General features: G+C 41.3%; 20 protein-coding genes and 1 pseudogene. 12 read left to right on the forward strand and 9 right to left on the reverse strand.

Going from position 1 to position 18110, the window contains the following annotated elements; translation table 11 throughout:
* Positions 1 to 24: 24 nt before the first annotated feature.
* From I2I13_RS10070 to I2I13_RS10095, 6 genes are all read right to left on the reverse strand, one after another.
* The gene (locus tag I2I13_RS10070) at positions 25 to 402 is read right to left on the reverse strand and encodes a VOC family protein (RefSeq protein ID WP_004304308.1); all 378 of its coding nucleotides are present in this window, start codon (positions 400 to 402) and stop codon (positions 25 to 27) included.
* 14 nt (positions 403 to 416) lie between these two features.
* Positions 417 to 1547 (reverse strand): DUF4468 domain-containing protein, encoded by a 1131-nt coding sequence (locus I2I13_RS10075; protein WP_195649408.1) that lies wholly within the window; start codon positions 1545 to 1547, stop codon positions 417 to 419.
* 13 nt (positions 1548 to 1560) lie between these two features.
* Entirely contained in the window at positions 1561 to 2292 is a 732-nt protein-coding gene (locus tag I2I13_RS10080) for an MBL fold metallo-hydrolase (RefSeq protein ID WP_148364802.1), read from the reverse strand.
* Between the two features lie 67 nt (positions 2293 to 2359).
* The gene (gene pdxH, locus I2I13_RS10085; RefSeq protein WP_195649409.1) at positions 2360 to 3007 is read right to left on the reverse strand and encodes a pyridoxamine 5'-phosphate oxidase; all 648 of its coding nucleotides are present in this window, start codon (positions 3005 to 3007) and stop codon (positions 2360 to 2362) included.
* Between the two features lie 44 nt (positions 3008 to 3051).
* A complete protein-coding gene (locus tag I2I13_RS10090) occupies positions 3052 to 3756 on the reverse strand; it encodes a pirin family protein (RefSeq protein WP_148364804.1) in 705 nt (234 codons plus the stop codon).
* A gap of 63 nt (positions 3757 to 3819) precedes the next feature.
* Positions 3820 to 4821, reverse strand: a complete 1002-nt coding sequence (locus I2I13_RS10095; RefSeq protein WP_195649410.1) for a 2-hydroxyacid dehydrogenase — start codon at positions 4819 to 4821, stop codon at positions 3820 to 3822.
* A gap of 208 nt (positions 4822 to 5029) precedes the next feature.
* Here I2I13_RS10095 and I2I13_RS10100 point away from each other — a divergent pair, with 208 nt between their 5' ends.
* Positions 5030 to 6400 (forward strand): OmpP1/FadL family transporter, encoded by a 1371-nt coding sequence (locus I2I13_RS10100; protein WP_074559101.1) that lies wholly within the window; start codon positions 5030 to 5032, stop codon positions 6398 to 6400.
* 115 nt (positions 6401 to 6515) lie between these two features.
* Here I2I13_RS10100 and I2I13_RS10105 read toward each other — a convergent pair whose 3' ends face one another.
* On the reverse strand, positions 6516 to 7805 hold the full coding sequence (locus tag I2I13_RS10105) for a DcaP family trimeric outer membrane transporter (RefSeq protein ID WP_074559100.1): 1290 nt from the start codon (positions 7803 to 7805) through the stop codon (positions 6516 to 6518).
* 163 nt (positions 7806 to 7968) lie between these two features.
* On the opposite strand from I2I13_RS10105, the gene I2I13_RS10110 reads away from it, so the two are divergent.
* The gene (locus I2I13_RS10110) at positions 7969 to 8475 is read left to right on the forward strand and encodes an RNA polymerase sigma factor (protein WP_074559099.1); all 507 of its coding nucleotides are present in this window, start codon (positions 7969 to 7971) and stop codon (positions 8473 to 8475) included.
* Between the two features lie 401 nt (positions 8476 to 8876).
* On the opposite strand, the gene I2I13_RS10115 is transcribed toward I2I13_RS10110, so the two are convergent.
* On the reverse strand, positions 8877 to 9719 hold the full coding sequence (locus I2I13_RS10115; RefSeq protein ID WP_148364805.1) for a DNA-directed RNA polymerase subunit alpha C-terminal domain-containing protein: 843 nt from the start codon (positions 9717 to 9719) through the stop codon (positions 8877 to 8879).
* A 729-nt stretch (positions 9720 to 10448) separates the two neighbouring features.
* Between I2I13_RS10115 and I2I13_RS10120 the strand changes: the two genes are divergently transcribed.
* The 6 genes and pseudogenes from I2I13_RS10120 to I2I13_RS10145 all read left to right on the forward strand — a co-directional run bounded on the left by I2I13_RS10120 (position 10449) and on the right by I2I13_RS10145 (position 14441).
* A complete protein-coding gene (locus I2I13_RS10120; protein ID WP_195649411.1) occupies positions 10449 to 11129 on the forward strand; it encodes a queuosine precursor transporter in 681 nt (226 codons plus the stop codon).
* An 8-nt stretch (positions 11130 to 11137) separates the two neighbouring features.
* Complete coding sequence (gene queC, locus I2I13_RS10125) at positions 11138 to 11797, forward strand: 7-cyano-7-deazaguanine synthase QueC (RefSeq protein WP_195649412.1); 660 nt, start codon at positions 11138 to 11140, stop codon at positions 11795 to 11797.
* A gap of 579 nt (positions 11798 to 12376) precedes the next feature.
* Positions 12377 to 12832, forward strand: a complete 456-nt coding sequence (gene queF, locus I2I13_RS10130) for a preQ(1) synthase (RefSeq protein WP_004304260.1) — start codon at positions 12377 to 12379, stop codon at positions 12830 to 12832.
* A gap of 37 nt (positions 12833 to 12869) precedes the next feature.
* The gene (locus I2I13_RS10135) at positions 12870 to 13511 is read left to right on the forward strand and encodes an HD domain-containing protein (protein WP_148364808.1); all 642 of its coding nucleotides are present in this window, start codon (positions 12870 to 12872) and stop codon (positions 13509 to 13511) included.
* Positions 13512 to 13588: 77 nt separating this feature from the next.
* Complete coding sequence (locus I2I13_RS10140; RefSeq protein WP_004311349.1) at positions 13589 to 13888, forward strand: hypothetical protein; 300 nt, start codon at positions 13589 to 13591, stop codon at positions 13886 to 13888.
* Positions 13843 to 14441 (forward strand): annotated as a pseudogene (locus I2I13_RS10145) (nucleotidyl transferase AbiEii/AbiGii toxin family protein). The gene I2I13_RS10140 and the pseudogene I2I13_RS10145 overlap by 46 nt, the downstream one beginning before the upstream one ends.
* Positions 14442 to 14460: 19 nt before the next feature.
* On the opposite strand, the gene rlmH reads toward I2I13_RS10145, so the two are convergent.
* Positions 14461 to 14934: a 23S rRNA (pseudouridine(1915)-N(3))-methyltransferase RlmH gene (rlmH, locus tag I2I13_RS10150; protein WP_074559125.1), complete on the reverse strand. Its 474-nt coding sequence runs from the start codon at positions 14932 to 14934 to the stop codon at positions 14461 to 14463.
* A 127-nt stretch (positions 14935 to 15061) separates the two neighbouring features.
* Between rlmH and I2I13_RS10155 the strand changes: the two genes are divergently transcribed.
* The 4 genes from I2I13_RS10155 to I2I13_RS10170 all read left to right on the forward strand — a co-directional run bounded on the left by I2I13_RS10155 (position 15062) and on the right by I2I13_RS10170 (position 18099).
* Entirely contained in the window at positions 15062 to 15454 is a 393-nt protein-coding gene (locus tag I2I13_RS10155; protein WP_148364809.1) for a DUF4783 domain-containing protein, read from the forward strand.
* Positions 15447 to 16295: a carboxylating nicotinate-nucleotide diphosphorylase gene (gene nadC, locus I2I13_RS10160; RefSeq protein ID WP_004314515.1), complete on the forward strand. Its 849-nt coding sequence runs from the start codon at positions 15447 to 15449 to the stop codon at positions 16293 to 16295. Before I2I13_RS10155 ends, nadC begins: the two co-directional genes overlap by 8 nt.
* A gap of 219 nt (positions 16296 to 16514) precedes the next feature.
* Positions 16515 to 17066 (forward strand): RNA polymerase sigma factor, encoded by a 552-nt coding sequence (locus I2I13_RS10165; protein WP_032843268.1) that lies wholly within the window; start codon positions 16515 to 16517, stop codon positions 17064 to 17066.
* Complete coding sequence (locus tag I2I13_RS10170) at positions 17050 to 18099, forward strand: outer membrane beta-barrel protein (protein WP_195649413.1); 1050 nt, start codon at positions 17050 to 17052, stop codon at positions 18097 to 18099. Before I2I13_RS10165 ends, I2I13_RS10170 begins: the two co-directional genes overlap by 17 nt.
* Positions 18100 to 18110: the final 11 nt, after the last annotated feature.

Consider the following 18110-nt stretch of genomic DNA (forward strand, 5'->3'; position numbering starts at 1 on the left):
CCTGCCCCACCTTTTTATATAAAATCACTTCTGTGGAAGTATTTCAATCCAGTAATCATCCGGGTCGTTAATAAAATAAAGCCCCATGGCAGTATTCTCAAAACATACACAATTCATTTCTTTGTGATAGGCCCTGATTGCATCGTAATCACCGGCTACACGAAAACAGAGGTGACTTTCGTTTTCCCCCAGTTCGTATGGAGCAGTATGATCTTTGAGCCATGTCAATTCCAATAGGAATCCCGTTTCATTATCTGTCAGGTAAACCAGTGTGAATGAACCGTCGGATGCTTCTTTCCGATGATGTTCTTTTAAGCCGAGTGCTTTCTCATAAAAAGCGATACTCCGCTCCAGGTTTGTAACGTTGATATTAAAATGGTCAAATTTACTTTTTATTTCCATTGTTGCAATTTTCCTTATTTTTTCATTAAGAGTTTCACAATTTCTCCAACATAGGTACGGGGTTGTCCGGCTTGCGGAGTTGTCTGTGAAGGCATTTTCTTACATTCGATAACAGCTGAAGGAGTTGTTTGGTTCGGAGCATACAATTTTAGTGTATAGCTGTCTGCCTTTTCTATTGCGTCATAAGGTTGATCGGGTGAAAGTGTGCAATATGCAACAGCTTTTCCTGATTGATAACCCAATGCACCACCTGCATTTGCAGTCATATTGGTCATGTTGAACTCATCTTTTCCGATGCTGATCACTAATTTGCCACTTCCCATTAAAGCATATACTTCGCCCGGAATTTGTTTCAAATCAATTTCTGTATAACCGGATGCGTCGGATGCAACTTTGGTAGCCGGAGTGGCGGGAGTCAAAGTAGCCGCAGGAATGGTGGTTTGAGCAGATTCGGTAGTGGTAACTTTACCTCCCTGACCGATAATGATCGGACCGGCAGCGGCCACAACAGATGTTTTTTGTTGCTCTTCTTCTTTTTTCTTTTTCTCTGTCTTCGGACGAGTATCAGGTGCTCCGAAAGCTACTGCTACATCCATAAACATATCATCTGCGAAATCTACAGTTTTTCTACGCCATTTAGCTAAGCCGCGCACTAATTTGGTCTTTGCTTTATTGAGCGCATATTTATCGGTGATCCATTCTTCTGCTTTGTATTTCTCTGTTTCACGGTAAGTGAAACGGATTTTCTCAAGCTCTACCAGACAGTTGCCGGGTTTACAGGTTACGGTAATCTGATAGTTGACCAGTGTACGGTCTAATGAAAGGGCGCTTGAACTGAAAACAACCCATTCTTCTCCAACACCGGCAATTGTCCCCTTTGCTTCGTCAGAGAAAACAATGCGGCTATCAATATTTTTATTTTCTTTCAGACGTTCGTCCATCCACTTTGTCATTGTGTCGTAGATTTGTGCCTGACTCATTCCGGGAATCTGGAATTCTTTGGAAAATACTACTTTACCATCTACTTCAGGAACAGCTCCTACAAGGTACCTGGTGTCGTCTTTCTTCTCTTTTGCAGAATCTGCCTTCATCGCCATCGGCAATGCAAGGAACAGGGTAAGAAACAGAATCGTAAATTTATTCATAATTATCATGTGTTTATTTGGTAATCTCAAAACTTTCGCCCCGATGGGTGATGCTGATAAAACGGCATCCGGCATTTTCAGCAAAACTACGAAGCGCATTTCCCCCCTCGTAATCTTCACTGAAGTGCATGGGCACAAATATAGTAGTTTTTATTTGTTCGATGAACTGTTTTGCCCCTTTCATGTAATCTTTTCCCATTCTCCGATCCACCGGGAATAGTACTAAATCGATGTTTGGCGCTTTTTCTTTTAAATATTTAACTTCTGCAAGGAAATCACCATTGGCTTTTCGGATCTCTTCTTCAGTAGATTCCTCACTCCAATGCCAGTTGTTCAAGTCGCCGGCATGGAAAATACTCCAATCTTGCAGGTGAAGCAGGAACGAACTGCCGACATCCGTTGAGCCGAAAGCATCGATACGAATTGTCTCGTCTTCGTATGTTTCTCCTTTTTTAATATAGAAAGCATCTTCGGCTTTGGCACGATGGGATTTCAAGATATCTTTGGAGAAAATATATTGAATGTCGGGGCGTTGTTCTTTCCAGGTCAATATCTCACGGTTAAAGTGGTCGGGATGGAAATGGGTGGCCAATACATATAGCTTACCCGGCCTTTTCAGGAGATAATCATGTACGATTCCCCGGTTATGTTCCGTTTCGGAAGAATCTTTGTAGTAATCGATGATAACGGTTGCACCTTCCATTTCGATGGCGAAACCGCTGTGATAAATATAATCCAGTGTCATAAGCTGACTATTTTATAGTTGCAATATTACGTATTCTAGTTGGAGTTGCCAAGAAAAATCGACGAAATCAAGGAGCAAGACGACTGATTTTCCATTCCCTGTCCGGTTGCAGGGTATATAGAAAACGGTCGTGCAGGCGGTTGGGACGTCCTTGCCAGAATTCAATCCTTGTGGGGGTAACGGCGTATCCGCCCCAATTATCAGGTCTTTCCACTTCTTTACCGATCCACCGGGCTGCCTCCCTGACAAAAGACCGTATTAATTGCATTCTGCTTATTATAGGTTGACTTTGAGGAGAAATTCGTGCACCGACCCGGCTTTTATAAGGACGTTTCCGGAAATATTCATCCGATTCTTCCGGAGGAACTTTCGTCGCTATTCCCTCTATATGTATTTGTCTTTCGAGGGCGTGCCACACAAAAGAGAGGGAGATATACGGATTTTGTGCCAATTGCCTGCCTTTACGGCTTTCGTAATTGGTATAAAAGACAAATTTTCCATCATGGAGCCCTTTTAATAATACGGTACGGGTAGACGGTCTCCCTTCGGGAGATACGGTTCCTACAATGACTGCAGTCGGTTCGTCCACCTCTGCCTCAATTGCTTCTTGTAGCCAACGATTGAAAAGCGAAAGCGGGTCGCCGGGAAGTTCACTTTCCCGCAACCCGCCTTTCGTATATTCCTGTCGGATATCTGCTATGTTTAATTTCGCCATAAGATTATCTGGCTGTTTTTAGTTCTTAATTTCTAATGATGGAATCACATAGGTACTTCTATTAATAGGATATGTGAATCTTTCAGTGTCTCCAGTTCGAAACTGTTGGTATCGTAAACACCCATACCATCGCGGCGTTTCAATACTTCGCCGTCTACTACAATTTCTCCCTCAATGAGGAAAATATAGACGCCTGCATGACTTTGATGCATATGATAACCCAGTTTCTTTCCGGCTTCAACTTTACCGATTGAGAACCAGGTGTCTTGTAAAAGGGAAGCAGGTGTACTGCCGTCGGGAGATACGATGACTGCCAGTTCATTCGGACGTTCCAGTTCTGCAATGCTGAAATCCTGGTAAACGGGACGGGTGTTCCGTTCTCTCGGCATAATCCAGATCTGCAGGAATTCTACCGGTTCTACAGGGCTTGCATTCACTTCACTGTGGAAGATTCCCGTTCCGGCACTCATTGTCTGAATTTCTCCAACAGTAATGATGCGGCTGTTCTTCTTGCTGTCTCCATGTTGCAGATGTCCTTTCAGAGGGATGGAGATGATTTCCATATTCTTATGCGGGTGAGTCTGAAAACCTTCTCCGGGTGCAACCTTATCATCATTCAATACGCGAAGGGCACCAAAGTTGATACGATTGGAGTCGAAGTATTCGTCAAAACTAAAAGTATGGTAACTATCCAACCAGTCATACTGGGAATGTCCTCTTGTATCTGCTTTATGTATTACTTTTTTCATAAAATCTGTCCTTTCTCTTATTTGTTTATATGTTTTGTAAACAAAGAAAGGAGCTTAAAAGTTTTATTTCTTCACTTCATTTAGCAAAGGCTTATGTTTGATAAAATCTTTTATGTTTTGCAGGGTGGTCGCAGCAATATTCTCCATCGCTTCATGTGTGAAAAAAGCTTGATGAGAAGTGACGATCACATTATTGAATGAAAGCAAACGGGCGAGTACATCATCGTCGATAATACGGTCGGATTGGTCTTCGTAGAAGTATTCACTTTCTTCCTCATATACGTCCAGTCCTGCAGAACCTATTTTTTTGTTCTTCAATCCTTCGATCAGTGCGTTGGTATGAATCAGCTGTCCACGGCCGGTATTGATAATCATTACTCCGTCTTTCATTTTGCTGATAGAGTAGTCATTAATCAGGTATTTGGTCGCTTCGGTGAGCGGACAATGTAAGGAGATGATATCCGAATTGTGATATAGTTCGTCCAATGAAGTATAAACTATTTGTTCTTCACGGGCGAAGTTATGGTCCGGATAGAGGTCGTAAGCCAATACGTTCATTCCAAACCCTTTTAAGATGTGAATCAGTATTTTCGCTATTTTTCCTGTGCCGATGATGCCTGCTGTTTTTCCATGCATGTCGAATCCCATCAGGCCGTGCAGGGAGAAATTGCCGTCCTTGGTACGCCAGGAAGCACGGGGAATTTTCCGGTTTAGCGATAACATAAGAGCTACGGTGTACTCTGCAACGGCATAAGGAGAGTAGGCAGGAACCCGTACTACGGTAATTCCGGCAGCGGCGGCAGCATCTAAATCTACATTATTAAATCCGGCACAGCGTAGTGCCAATAGTTTTACTCCGTTGGCTGCCATCACACGGATTACTTCTGCGTCGGCAACGTCGTTCACAAAGATACAGACAGCATCCACTCCTTGTGTCAGTAGTACGTTGTTTTTATTCAGATGCCCTTTGTAGTAGCGTATCTCAAACCCGAACTCTTTGTTTTTGTCATTGAAAGAGGACTCATCATAAGGCTTTGTGCCGAAAAATGCAATTGTATAGGCCATAATATTATTCTATAAATTATATAATGTTAAACACCGGAACAGCTTGATTTGTTTACTCAATCCATTGTCCGGGAAATAGATTGTTTCATTAGAAACAGTTTGATTTTTCAATTAAAATGCTGGGTAAATGAAAATAAATGCACAAATATGTGCTCCGTGTGCAATATTGTTATATCTTTGCGCCCGAATAATTTTAAAAAAGATTTAGATGAGAAAAATTTCCTTGATTGGATTTGTGATGCTAATCGTTTCAATTCCAACTTTTGCCGGAGGTCTTCTGACAAATACTAATCAACACGCTGCTTTTCTTCGTATGCTATCTCGTGGTGCTACCTTTGAAATAGACGGAGCTTTGTCTAATCCTGCCGGTTTAGCTTTTTTGCCGAATGATGGTTTCCATGTGGGATTGAGCATTCAGAGTGCTTTTCAGACGAGAAATATTGATGCCAGCTTTATGACATATAGTGGTCTTAATTTAACAGATCCTACCGCTCCTGTTCCTACTGTTTCCGACAAGCCTTATAGTAAATATTATAAAGGAAAAGCTGCCGCGCCGGTTATTCCCAGTGTGTTTGCTGCATATAAGAAAGGAGATTGGACTATTTCCGGTTTCTTCGCTATAACTGCCGGAGGTGGAAAGGCGTCGTTTGATGACGGTTTACCTATATTTGAGTCGGCTGCTATGGCAAAAATATTCCAAAAGAGTTTGGATGGAGTAGCGCAAGGAGGGCCGATAATGACCCCGGACAAATATATCATCAATAGTGCTATGGATGGCAGACAATACATCTATTCCTTGCAGTTGGGCTTATCTTATAAAATAACTGATTGGCTTTCAGCTTTTGCCGGTGCCCGTATGAATTATTTTTCGGGAGGTTATGAGGGATTCTTGGATGCTAAAGTGGGAGATACAGACTTGATGAATTTGGCCTTGGACTGTGACCAGACAGGTTGGGGGTTAACTCCGGTGATAGGCGTGGATGTAAAATGGAACAAGTTGAACATTGGAGCCAAGTATGAGTTCAAGGCTAACATGAACATTGAAAATAAAACTCATAAATTGGAATATCCGACTGAAGCAGAGGCTTTGATAGGCAACTATAAAAACGGTGTCAATACTCCGAATGATATTCCTTCCATGCTTTCGGTAGCAGTGGCTTATGAGTTTCTTCCAGTACTGCGTGCATCTGTAGAATATCACTTTTATGATGACAAGAAAGCAGGTATGGCAGATGGAAAGCAGAAGTTCTTGACTAAGGGGACTAACGAATATCTGGCAGGTATTGAATGGGATGTAACCAGACAATTGACGTTAAGTTGTGGTGGACAAATTACGGATTACGGATTGTCTGACAACTTTCAGAGCGATACCAGTTTTTCTTGCGATTCCTATACATTAGGCTTTGGAGCGAAGGTGAAATTGAGTGAAAGAGCAGCTTTGAATGTTGGCTATATGTGGACTACTTACGAAGATTATACGAAAGAATTCTCAAATTATAATGGTACAGGATTGCCTGGTACCAATGTCTATAGTCGTACCAACAAAGTATTTGGTCTTAGCATTGACTACAGGTTCTAAATGATTTAGAACTCAATAAAATACGGAGTTAATAATGATGATGAGAGGGAGATAGCATTTCAATTGCTGTCTCCCTCTTCAATTTTATACAAATACTCTATTATGTATTGTTAGTTTAGAAAGAATACTGTACCAGCATATTCAACCGGTTGGCGTGGCGGGTTGAAGAACTGAAATCAGTACGCCATCCTCTTAAATATTCTACGCCCACTTGCAGGTTACTGCTTACATTCCAGAAAGCATTAGCCACTAAATACTGTCCTTTCCGATAGGATTCCGGATTTTCACTTGGATATCCGTTTTCAGAATAAAGTCTGGATAAACTATATGTGCCGGATATAAAGATGCTCGGACAAAGGTTATATTGCAACCCTGCATACCATCCCAGCATCGGGAGAACCTGCATTTTTCCCTCATTATCAGGATCGGGAACGATATCTACGTTCAGATTACTTAAATCGTTCAGGTAAGATCCGATACCTTTTCCATAATTAAACTGTCCGAATGCCTGTAATTTCTTGGTAATATTGAATGTTGTAGATGCTTGCAACCCGAATCCGGTGGCGGAATAGGCTTTCTCATGTACGTTACTTGAGTAAGTCATACTACGGACAATAGCACCTAATTTAACGTGACTGCTACTATTCCAGTTATACTGTACGGAAGTGGCGAAGTCCGGCATCCGTTGGGTGTTGATAGACAAGTCATTGTTGGTTGTACCGTCTACTGAAGGCATTTCCATTGAAACACCGAATTTCCAGTTTTTCAACTTATCGTACATATAACTCAATTGCGTGGTGCGGTAAAATGCCGACCCGTTAGGACCTGCAAAGTCGATGGTAGGAGGCAGTGCGGAGAGGTCCATGAACGAACCGTAGCTGTATCCGATCGTGAAACCGAGGAATTGCGCATAAGCGTTCTGCAATTCAAAGGTTTTTCCGTCACCCCGGAAGTTTCCGGCTGTGTAGACAACGAAGTCTCCCAGATGTTTCGTACGTCCTACCAGTTTGAGGAATAGGGTAGAAGTGGTGATGTCCATCTGGAATTGATTCTTGGCAAAATTGCCGCTTCCGCGTTGTGGAATCAATGCCGGATAGAAATCGACATCATTTACGATACCGTTAAAGTCATACTCTGCCGTTGCACGGACATATCCTCCGATGCCCAGGGCAAATTTCCCTTTTTGGTCGGTGAGCAGGAAGCGGGGAGCATTCGGGTCGTGGAAACGCATCTGCGAACGGTCGTTCATGATTCGGATGATTTCATCTCCTGCTTTGTTCTTCGAAACAAACATGATGGAATTGGGTTCTTCATCTTCGATGATTACTTTCTTTTGTGCATGAGCACAGAGGGGAAAAATTCCTATCCCCAGTAGCATGGCTACCATTTTAAAGCTTGTTCTCATTATCAGTTAAGTTTTAGGTGAATGCCCAATGAACAACTAAAAAAAGAAATGGTTGAGAGGGGCAAAGGAAAAATAGCCAAACTAATCGGAAGAATTGCTATTTATAATGATTCTAAAAAAGCGGATCTTTGTATCGTACTAATTAGATAAAAGAAATACGATGATGGAAAAAGTGGATTTTACTAAAGGAATATTGGCGATACAACCGGATTTGCATCGCTTCGCATATAAATTGACGGCAGATCGTGACTCTGCCAATGATTTGGTTCAGGACTGTGTGTTGCAAGCATTGGATAATCGTGAAAAGTTTACATATAGTAAGAATCTGAAAGGGTGGATGTATACGCTTATGCGTAATATTTTTGTCAATAACTATCGTCGTACAGTTCGCGAAATGAATCTGATTGATGACAGTTATTCTATCAATCAGCAACATTTGATCGAGGATGAAGATGCCGACAGGTTTGAGTTTACGTATGATATGAAACAACTGTATCGGGTGATACATTCCATACCGGAAGAAATGAAAGTTCCTTTTCAGATGTTTGTTGCCGGATTTAAGTATCGAGAAATTGCCGAAAAATTAGGATTGCCGATGGGAACGGTAAAGAGCCGTTTGTTTTTCATCCGTAAGCGGTTGAAAGAGGAACTGAAAGATTTTTCTTCCTGATGCAGGTGCCTGATTGAGTGATGTGTTTTAAGGTCAAAGTGATGAGCCTTCCTGTCAGAATACGACGACTGATGGGGAGGCTTGTTTATTTTCTGCTGAATGCCGTCCATCAACGTTTTAATACTATCTTCAACATAGGAATAAATCCACGGCAGTAGCATAGATATCGCCTTAGTTGTTCGGAAACTCCGAACAACTGGAGCTTGTTGAAGTTTTCTTTTTTCAGAGATAAAACAATTTTATATTTTCGCTCTCCGAAATAGTTAAAAAAACAGTCTTCCCACCGTAGTAACCGATAAGAAGACTTGATGTTCCATGATATATTTTTTTGATTAAACATGCACTTAGAACAACAGAGCGACTAAAAGGATTTCGATGTTAGGGAAATTTCATGATTGTTTTCATTCATCCAAATATTTATAGAGATAGCACCCTTCTTCATCATCAAGGATATTCAACAGTTTCAGTCGGTTGATTAACTTATTTAGTGAGGTCGGACCAATGTTCGGTAGTTTATTTATTCTATTCCATCCGTATTTATAGGTGATTTTTAATAAATCCCGAAGTGTCTGTACACCGTTTTCGCCTAGCACCCGACTTGACCTTGGGTCAAACTCAAAGTCACGAATAGGAGTATTGAGCAGGTGGATGGCATTTTTCTTTTCCCGGGCTGCCGGACTTTCCTTTTCTAAACTATTCTTGCTGAATAGATTTCTGCCGAAGTTCATTTCGTATAGTCGCAGTGCCGCTTTGAGATACGTCATTTCGTCTTTGTATGTCTTTAGAAATCCGATTCGGGATTGAATATCCCGAATAAGTATCTGAAACTCTCTTCGAATATAAAAGAAATCTTGGCAGGATTCTTCTGCATATTTTTTGAAATTACCTTCCAGTGTGACAAACAGGAACATGCGTCTTCTGTTTTCATTTTGAATCATTCCGGCAAGTTCTTTTATTATCAGACGCATCATTGGGGTTAGTGGCGCTAATGATTGGAGAATAAATAGATTTTCTTCGTTTTCTCTTATGAGTTTTTCTTTGCGTCGTTCAAACTCTTCATTTGTAAGGGCAAGCTGTGTGTTTCGTTCGATACATTCCAGCAAACTGTTTTCATCCAGCATCAGGTAATGGTCAATTTCTGTGAAAGTAATTTCCTGTCTTTTGCACCACGTATTGATACGTCTGATAGATACTTGATACTTCTCTGCGGCTTCTTCAATGCCAATCCATTGTTTTGTTGTCATACCTCATTTGTTTTTTTAGTGTATGCGCCGCCGCCGGATTATAATAAAATAAGAGGCACGGACGATACATATATTCCTTACTAGAGGCAGTCGCGCGAGCCCACAGAAATCGAATATAGTATGCCCGCACCTGTACTTATATGTCTTAATTTGGATATAAGTTCAGTGCGGACATCTAATTTTGATTTCTGTTTCGAAAACGCGACTTTTCTAATAAGATAAATTAAATGTCCTAAAACATGAAGATTGGCTGTCAATAATGGTCCAATCCTCGCTGCAAATATAAATATTTTTTCGAGAAGAAAGGATATGAAAAGGTCGTTTTTTGTCAATCTCATAGAAAATAAGTAATCGCTAAAAAATAAGTTGGGACACTTTTATATACTGTTGCAGATGAACAAGCCGGACCACTGCACCAAAAATTACTTTAAATGGTACGATAAGGAATATATTTTAGGCACGGATTACGCGGATTAACACGGTTTTTAATAGTCTATCCAATCTCTTAAAACCGTGAAATCCGTGTAATCCGTGCCTGTTTTTTTATGACTTGACTTATTTCAAAACGATTATAGTATGAGTAGAAAAAGATAGGTGTTTAAAATGTTGTTCTTTTCTTTTTGCCCTCTCGCTTTTTTCTTATACCTTTGCCCCCGAAAGATAAAAATAAAGTATGATGCCGTGAATAGCGGTCGTGTATTCTAGAACACCACGTAAAAAACAGGAATAATGAAAGAGAAAGTATCTGTACCCTTTATGCTGCTGGGCATTCTGTTTAATGTCTGTCTCATTGCAGCCAATCTTCTTGAAACAAAAGTAATCCAGGTGGGTAGTCTGACCGTGACAGCCGGATTATTAGTTTTTCCTATTTCTTATATTATTAATGATTGTATCGCCGAAGTTTGGGGATTCAAGAAAGCGCGGCTCATCATTTGGAGCGGTTTTGCCATGAACTTCTTCGTGGTTGCTCTTGGGTTGATAGCTGTTGCCATTCCGGCTGCTCCTTTCTGGGAGGGTGAAGAACATTTTGATTTTGTATTCGGCATGGCGCCTCGTATCGTGGTTGCCAGTCTGATGGCTTTTCTGGTAGGCTCATTTCTCAATGCGTATGTGATGAGTAAGATGAAAGTAGCCAGTCAGGGACGTAACTTTTCGGCCCGTGCCATCTGGTCTACTGTAGTAGGTGAGACTGCCGATTCACTGATTTTCTTCCCGGTAGCTTTTGGCGGAATCATTGCTTGGAAAGAACTGCTTATCATGATGGGGATTCAGATTGTGCTGAAATCCATGTATGAAGTTATGATCCTTCCGGTGACAATCCGTGTAGTGAAAGCCATTAAGAAGGTAGACGGTAGTGATGTGTATGATACCGATATCTCTTATAATGTGTTGAAAATCAAAGATATTTAAGATAGAATATGAATAGAGAAGCAGCATTGGTTGTGTTTAGCGGTGGACAGGACTCTACTACTTGTTTGTTTTGGGCAAAACGCAACTTTAAGAAAGTATATGCTTTGAGTTTCCTGTATGGTCAGAAGCATCAGAAAGAGGTGGAGCTTGCACGGGAGATAGCCCGGAAAGCAGAAGTGGAATTTGATGTGATGGATGTTTCCTTTATCGGACAGTTAGGTCGCAATTCATTGACCGATACTACGATGGTGATGGATCAGGAAAAACCAGCAGATAGCGTTCCCAATACCTTTGTTCCGGGACGTAATCTGTTTTTTCTAAGTATCGCGGCGGTATATGCCCGTGAACGTGGTATTAATCATTTGGTAACGGGAGTTTCTCAAACGGATTTCAGCGGTTATCCCGACTGCCGTGATGCCTTTATTAAGTCTCTTAATGTAACTCTCAATCTGGCTATGGATGAACAATTTGTGATTCATACCCCTTTGATGTGGATTGATAAGGCAGAAACATGGGCATTGGCCGACGAACTGGGAGTGCTGGAACTGATTCGCACCGAGACTCTGACTTGCTATAATGGCGTTCAGGGAGATGGTTGTGGACACTGTCCGGCTTGTACACTACGTCGGGAGGGATTGGAGAAGTATTTAAAAAGTAAGAATCAATAATATCTCTACATAGAGATTAAAATGCATTTTTTGTTGTCATCTGTCACATTGTTGTAGGTAAGTGCTTGATTATGAAATGTCTAGTCTGTGACAGCAAGTAGTGACAGCAGCTAAATTTGATATTTTGCTGTCACTACTTGCCGTCACCGGTACGTTCTAATTAATAAATGGTAGTAGCTTCTATCCGGAACGTATAGGCTTAGATTAGTTTCAACAGCATGAAACTGTTGTTTCATCGGTGAGAAACTAGAGTTTCAACGGTAGGAAACTAAAGTTTCTAACGCTTGAAACTATAGTTTCAAGGCTTGAAACAGTTTGTTCCAAGTAATGAAACACTTTGTTTCAGCACGGGAAACACATTGTTTCAGGCAATGAAACTCACCGTAACAAGTAAGATGAGGAGAAAGCAAACGTGGGTTAAGAGTTGATGGTGATAGGTGATAGATGCGGTGATAGGTTGTAAAATGAATCTTTCACCACTGAAACCTCGATGAATAAAGCGTTTGAGGCTGAACGGTGATAGGTGAAAGAGGAAATGCATTTTTTTGTTTAGGGTAGAGGTTGTAGTTAACGAGTGCAATGACTGAATTAAAAGACCAACTTTCCTTGTTAGGAAGAAAAACCGAGTATAAGCAAGATTATGCTCCTGAAGTACTGGAAGCCTTTGATAATAAGCATCCTGAAAATGATTACTGGGTACGTTTCAACTGCCCGGAGTTCACAAGTCTGTGTCCTATTACCGGACAGCCGGACTTTGCCGAAATACGTATCAGCTACATTCCTGATATAAAAATGGTGGAAAGCAAGAGTTTGAAACTCTATCTTTTCAGTTTCCGCAGTCATGGAGCCTTTCATGAAGATTGTGTGAATATCATCATGAAAGATCTTATCCGGTTGATGAATCCCAAATACATAGAAGTAACCGGGATATTTACTCCTCGCGGTGGTATTTCCATTTATCCGTATGCCAATTATGGTCGTCCGGGAACAAAGTTCGAACAGATGGCAGAACATCGTTTGATGAATCGGGAATAATAAAAATAAAGGAATTCACTTGCTAAAAATATCGAATATGACTCATCATGTGCCTGTTGAATTGCAAAACTATGTTCGGCAAAGTATTATCCCTCAATACGCTAACTTTGATAAAGCGCATCAAATAGACCATGTAGAAAAGGTTATGGAGGAAAGTCTGAAATTAGCGGCACATTATGAAGTCGATTATTCGATGGTTTATGTCATTGCTGCTTATCATGACTTGGGATTATACGAAGGACGTGAATTTCATCATATAACCTCCGGCAAAGTGTTGCTAGCGGACGAAACTTTGCGGCGTTGGTTTACGGATGAGCAGCTGTTGCAGATGAAAGAGGCGATAGAAGATCATCGGGCTTCTAATAAACAGGCTCCCAGAACAATCTATGGAATGATTGTTGCCGAGGCTGACCGAATTATTGATCCCGAAGTCACTTTACGTCGTACCGTACAATATGGGCTGTCTCATTATCCGGAGATGGATAAAGAAGAGCAATACGCCCGTTTTCGGAAACATCTAACTGAAAAATATGCAGAAGGAGGGTATCTGAAGTTGTGGATATCCCAATCGGATAATGCCGGACGGTTGGCAGAACTTCGTCAACTAATTGCGGATGAAAAAAAACTTTGTAGAGTTTTTAATAAAATCTATGAAGAAGAGAATAATACAGTTTTGTGAAATATAGCTATTAGCTTGCGTTCGATTCATTTTTTATTTTTATCTTTGTCATATTAAGGATTGCAATACGATAGATAATGGAAGAATATATTACTCGATTTTCAACATATCTTTTTTGGGATGTCAATAAAGATGATTTGGATATGGAGAAGCATTCACAATATATAATAAAGAGAGTGCTTGAATATGGTATGTTGCAAGATTGGAATATTGTAAAACAATATTATGGTCTTGGGAGAATCGTCGAAATAGCTAAAGGGTTTCGTGAATTGGAGCCTCGGGCTTTAGCTTATCTTTCTGCCATTTCACAAACTCCTAAAGAACAATTTAGATGTTACACTTATCAACGGTCGAATCCACAACACTGGAACTTTTAAAACAGTTGCAACAGTTACCTGTACTTTGTAATACTCGTCTAGTCGGTGGTACTGCATTAGCTTTGCAATTAGGACATCGAAAGTCGGTCGATTTGGATTTTTTTGGTCAGATTAATGTAGATTCTCAAGATTTGAAGGAAGCTTTGCGAACACTTGGGACACTGACTATCTTAAATGATTCTAAGAATATACACATTTACGTATTGAATGAGGTTAAAATAGATATCGTGAACTATACTTATCCTTGGCTTGATGATGTCGTATATAAAGATGGGATACGTTTGGCAAGTCCTAGAGATATTGCGGCAATGAAAATTACTGCTATTGAAGGGAGAGGTACTAAAAAAGATTTTTCAATGAATACTTTTTGTTGAAAAAGTATTCATTGAAAAATCTGTTGGATTTCTATTCTCAAAAATATCCTGACTCATCTTCTTTTATGGCTATGAAAAGTTTAGCTTATTTTGAAGATGCGGAGGAGGAGCCAATGCCTTATATGTTTGTGGATGTATCTTGGGACGAAATTAAAAAGTCTATTTTGTCTCGTTTATAATAGTATATGAGATAAGTTACTATTCATGATGATACGGCCCTCCATTCAATATAGTCATCGCCCGATAAATCTGCTCAACGAATATCAGCCGGATCATCTGATGTGAGAAAGTCATCTTGGACATTGAAATCTTTTCGTGTGCCACTTGATAAACTTTTTCAGAAAAGCCATAAGGCCCTCCGATAATGAATACCAGTCGTTTGTTGACCGTGTTCATTTTCCGCTTCATATATTCGGCGAACTCCAGAGAACGCATTTCTTTTCCGTGCTCATCGAGCAATACCACCACGTCGCCCGGTTGAAGAGCTTTCAGTATCAGTTCCCCTTCCTTTTCTTTCTGCACTTCCATTGAAAGGCTCTTGGTGTTTTTCAGTTCGGGGATCACTTCCATATCGAAAGTGATATAGCGTTTAGTACGCTGGATATAGTCGTTGATCGCAGTTATATAGTGTTGTTCTACGGTTCGTCCTACGACGAGCAGGGTTGTTTTCATACGTTTACAATTCTGATTATTGCACAAAAATAGGCATTTTTTATGTTATTCTGCAATTAATGCTTACCTTTGCCTATCATTAGTTGAAAGTTTAAAGCTTTAAACTTCAACTTAAAAGCTTGTATTTATGAAAAAACGAGTGCTTGCAGGAATGACCGCTTTGCTTCTTTCTCTCTCGTTGCTGATGGCGCAGGAGATACCGGCAGGAGTGATAACGGCATTTAAAAGAGGAAGCTCGCAAGAGCTGAGTAAGTATATGGGGGACAAGGTAAACTTGGTGCTCCAAGGTCGCTCGACAAACGTTGACAAACAGAAAGCAACAGCTACCATGCAGGAATTCTTTACGAAGAATAAAGTCAGCGGATTTAACGTGAACCATCAGGGAAAACGGGATGAATCAAGTTTCGTTATCGGTACGTTGGCTACTACTAATGGGAACTTTCGTGTGAACTGTTTCCTGAAGAAAGTGCAGAATCAATATTTAATACATCAAATAAGAATTGACAAGATCAATGAATAAGGAAAAAGAACTGATCGACAAGTTGATCGATCTTGCTTTTGCAGAAGATATAGGTGATGGTGATCATACCACCCTTTCATGTATTCCCGCTACGGCAATGGGAAAATCAAAATTGCTTATCAAAGAAGCCGGTGTGTTGGCTGGCATCGAAGTTGCTAAAGAAATCTTCAACCGTTTCGATCCTACCATGAAAGTGGAAGTGTTTATCAATGACGGAACAGAAGTGAAACCGGGTGACGTAGCAATGGTAGTGGAAGGAAAAGTGCAATCTTTGCTTCAAACCGAACGCCTGATGTTGAACGTGATGCAGCGTATGAGCGGTATTGCAACAATGACCCGTAAATATGCAAAGGTGTTGGAAGGCACAAATACCCGTGTGCTTGACACCCGCAAGACAACTCCCGGTATGCGTATCCTTGAAAAAATGGCTGTGAAAATCGGTGGCGGAGTAAACCATCGTATTGGTCTGTTCGACATGATTCTTCTGAAAGACAATCATGTGGACTTTGCCGGAGGTATCGACAAAGCCATCACCCGTGCCAAAGAATATTGCAAGGAAAAAGGCAAAGACCTGAAAATAGAAATAGAAGTCCGCAGCTTCGACGAACTGCAGCAAGTTCTTGATCTCGGTGGAGTAGACCGTATCATGTTTGATAACTTCACTCCCGAAATGACGAAGAAAGCAGTAGAGATGGTGGCAGGTAAATACGAAACTGAATCTTCGGGTGGTATCACCTTTGATACGCTCCGCGACTATGCCGAATGTGGCGTAGACTTCATCTCTGTAGGAGCTTTGACTCATTCAGTGAAAGGACTGGATATGAGTTTCAAAGCGTGCTGATTTTTTTTCACCACAGAGGACACAGAGTACACAGAGGATTTAAATTTATTTTATAGGAAGAATTTCCTATCATTGTTCCTCTGTGTACTCTGTGTCCTCTGTGGTGAATCGTATTCTTTAACTTCTTTTAGCAATATTCCTTGCAGCATTCCTCAAATTCTCGCGTCTAATAAGCAAACGACGCAGACATACGTTCGATTTTAAAAAAAGTAATTGACTTTGGAAAACGAGATAGAACTGATAAAGGGCTGTCGGGCAGGAAAGGATTCAGCCCGAAAGGAACTTTACACCCTCTATTCCAAACAGATGCTGGCGGTATGTTTCCGCTATACGGGCGATATGGATGCGGCGCACGATGTACTGCATGACGGTTTCATCAAGATTTTTACCAACTTCTCGTTCCGGGGTGAGTCTTCACTCTGTACATGGATCACCCGGGTGATGGTCACTCAATCACTCGATTTCCTGCGACGGGAGAAACGAGTCAGTCAGTTGGTAGTGCATGAAGAGCAGCTTCCCGATATACCGGATATATCGGATTCGGGAGGAGGGACTGGAATATCCGAAGAGCAGTTGATGGCTTTTATTGCCGAATTGCCGGATGGTTGCCGAACCGTTTTCAACCTTTATGTGTTTGAAGAGAAATCGCACAAGGAGATAGCCAAGATGCTTCACATTAAAGAGCATTCATCTACTTCGCAGTTGCACCGGGCCAAATATTTGTTAGCAAAAAGAATTAAAGAGTATAGGAATCATGAAGAAAGAAAATGATGAAATAACCGATCTGTTTCGCACACGTCTCGCTGATGCCGGGATGAGTGTACGGGATGGCTTTTGGGAAGAGCTCTCGCAGGAAATTCCTGTGGCTTGCCAGCATCGTCGCCGGATTCTGCTCTTCCGTGTGGCGGCTGCGGCGTCTGTATTGCTCGTTTTGGCAGCCTCGTCGGCTACTTTCTTGTATTTCTCTCCAAAGGAAGATATGGAAGAAGCATTTACAAAGATAGCCGTGACGAATGGAGGACAGATGGATGGAGATGGAATACGCGTCAATCAGTTACCGCTGCCGGTAGAACCGGTGTTGCCGAAACCGGCTCCGAAATCTTACGGTATGCTGTCGCAATATACAGAGGAAGAAGATTCTCTTTCTATCACTTTCTCCATGTCGTTTTCTTTTTCTTCCACTACTTCTACGGGAAATGGCAACCAATATGGTAATCAGGGGCATAATGGTTATTGGCAGGCAACAAACGGTAATACAGAGTCATCTGTCGCTCCGGAAGAACAGTCGAATGTCAATATGGTTCAACCCAAAGCAGTGAAAAAGCATCGTTGGGCGATGAAAGTTCAAGTGGGTACAGCACTTCCGGCAGATAATGGTACTTATAAAATGCCGGTTTCCGCAGGGGTGACGGTAGAACGTAAGTTGAACGATTTTCTCGGCATAGAAACCGGACTGCTCTATTCGAACCTCCGTTCTGCAGGGCAGCACTTGCACTATCTGGGGATCCCCGTTAAAGTGAACGTGACGTTGGTGGATACGAAGAAAGTTGACCTTTATGCTACTGTGGGAGGAATAGCCGATAAATGTATTGCCGGTGCACCGGACAACAGTTTTAAAGAAGAACCTATCCAGCTGGCAGTGACTGCCGGTATTGGAATCAACTATAAGATTAATGACCGACTTGCTGTTTTTGCCGAACCCGGAGTTTCGCATCATTTCAAGACAGATTCGAAATTGGCTACGGTACGAACGAAACGGCCGACTAATTTTAATTTACTTTGCGGACTTCGCATGACGTATTAATCCTTATGAAA

The sequence above is a fragment of the Bacteroides sp. D55t1_190419_B8 genome (assembly GCF_015558905.1).
GTDB lineage: Bacteria > Bacteroidota > Bacteroidia > Bacteroidales > Bacteroidaceae > Bacteroides > Bacteroides vicugnae.

Coding starts and splice junctions, on each gene's coding strand:
- I2I13_RS10070 (WP_004304308.1), bottom strand. CDS start 402: ATGGAAATAAAAAGTAAATTTGACCATTTTAATATCAACGTTACAAAC.
- I2I13_RS10075 (WP_195649408.1), bottom strand. CDS start 1,547: ATGAATAAATTTACGATTCTGTTTCTTACCCTGTTCCTTGCATTGCCG.
- I2I13_RS10080 (WP_148364802.1), bottom strand. CDS start 2,292: ATGACACTGGATTATATTTATCACAGCGGTTTCGCCATCGAAATGGAA.
- pdxH (WP_195649409.1), bottom strand. CDS start 3,007: ATGGCGAAATTAAACATAGCAGATATCCGACAGGAATATACGAAAGGC.
- I2I13_RS10090 (WP_148364804.1), bottom strand. CDS start 3,756: ATGAAAAAAGTAATACATAAAGCAGATACAAGAGGACATTCCCAGTAT.
- I2I13_RS10095 (WP_195649410.1), bottom strand. CDS start 4,821: ATGGCCTATACAATTGCATTTTTCGGCACAAAGCCTTATGATGAGTCC.
- I2I13_RS10100 (WP_074559101.1), top strand. CDS start 5,030: ATGAGAAAAATTTCCTTGATTGGATTTGTGATGCTAATCGTTTCAATT.
- I2I13_RS10105 (WP_074559100.1), bottom strand. CDS start 7,805: ATGAGAACAAGCTTTAAAATGGTAGCCATGCTACTGGGGATAGGAATT.
- I2I13_RS10110 (WP_074559099.1), top strand. CDS start 7,969: ATGGAAAAAGTGGATTTTACTAAAGGAATATTGGCGATACAACCGGAT.
- I2I13_RS10115 (WP_148364805.1), bottom strand. CDS start 9,719: ATGACAACAAAACAATGGATTGGCATTGAAGAAGCCGCAGAGAAGTAT.
- I2I13_RS10120 (WP_195649411.1), top strand. CDS start 10,449: ATGAAAGAGAAAGTATCTGTACCCTTTATGCTGCTGGGCATTCTGTTT.
- queC (WP_195649412.1), top strand. CDS start 11,138: ATGAATAGAGAAGCAGCATTGGTTGTGTTTAGCGGTGGACAGGACTCT.
- queF (WP_004304260.1), top strand. CDS start 12,377: ATGACTGAATTAAAAGACCAACTTTCCTTGTTAGGAAGAAAAACCGAG.
- I2I13_RS10135 (WP_148364808.1), top strand. CDS start 12,870: ATGACTCATCATGTGCCTGTTGAATTGCAAAACTATGTTCGGCAAAGT.
- I2I13_RS10140 (WP_004311349.1), top strand. CDS start 13,589: ATGGAAGAATATATTACTCGATTTTCAACATATCTTTTTTGGGATGTC.
- rlmH (WP_074559125.1), bottom strand. CDS start 14,934: ATGAAAACAACCCTGCTCGTCGTAGGACGAACCGTAGAACAACACTAT.
- I2I13_RS10155 (WP_148364809.1), top strand. CDS start 15,062: ATGAAAAAACGAGTGCTTGCAGGAATGACCGCTTTGCTTCTTTCTCTC.
- nadC (WP_004314515.1), top strand. CDS start 15,447: ATGAATAAGGAAAAAGAACTGATCGACAAGTTGATCGATCTTGCTTTT.
- I2I13_RS10170 (WP_195649413.1), top strand. CDS start 17,050: ATGAAGAAAGAAAATGATGAAATAACCGATCTGTTTCGCACACGTCTC.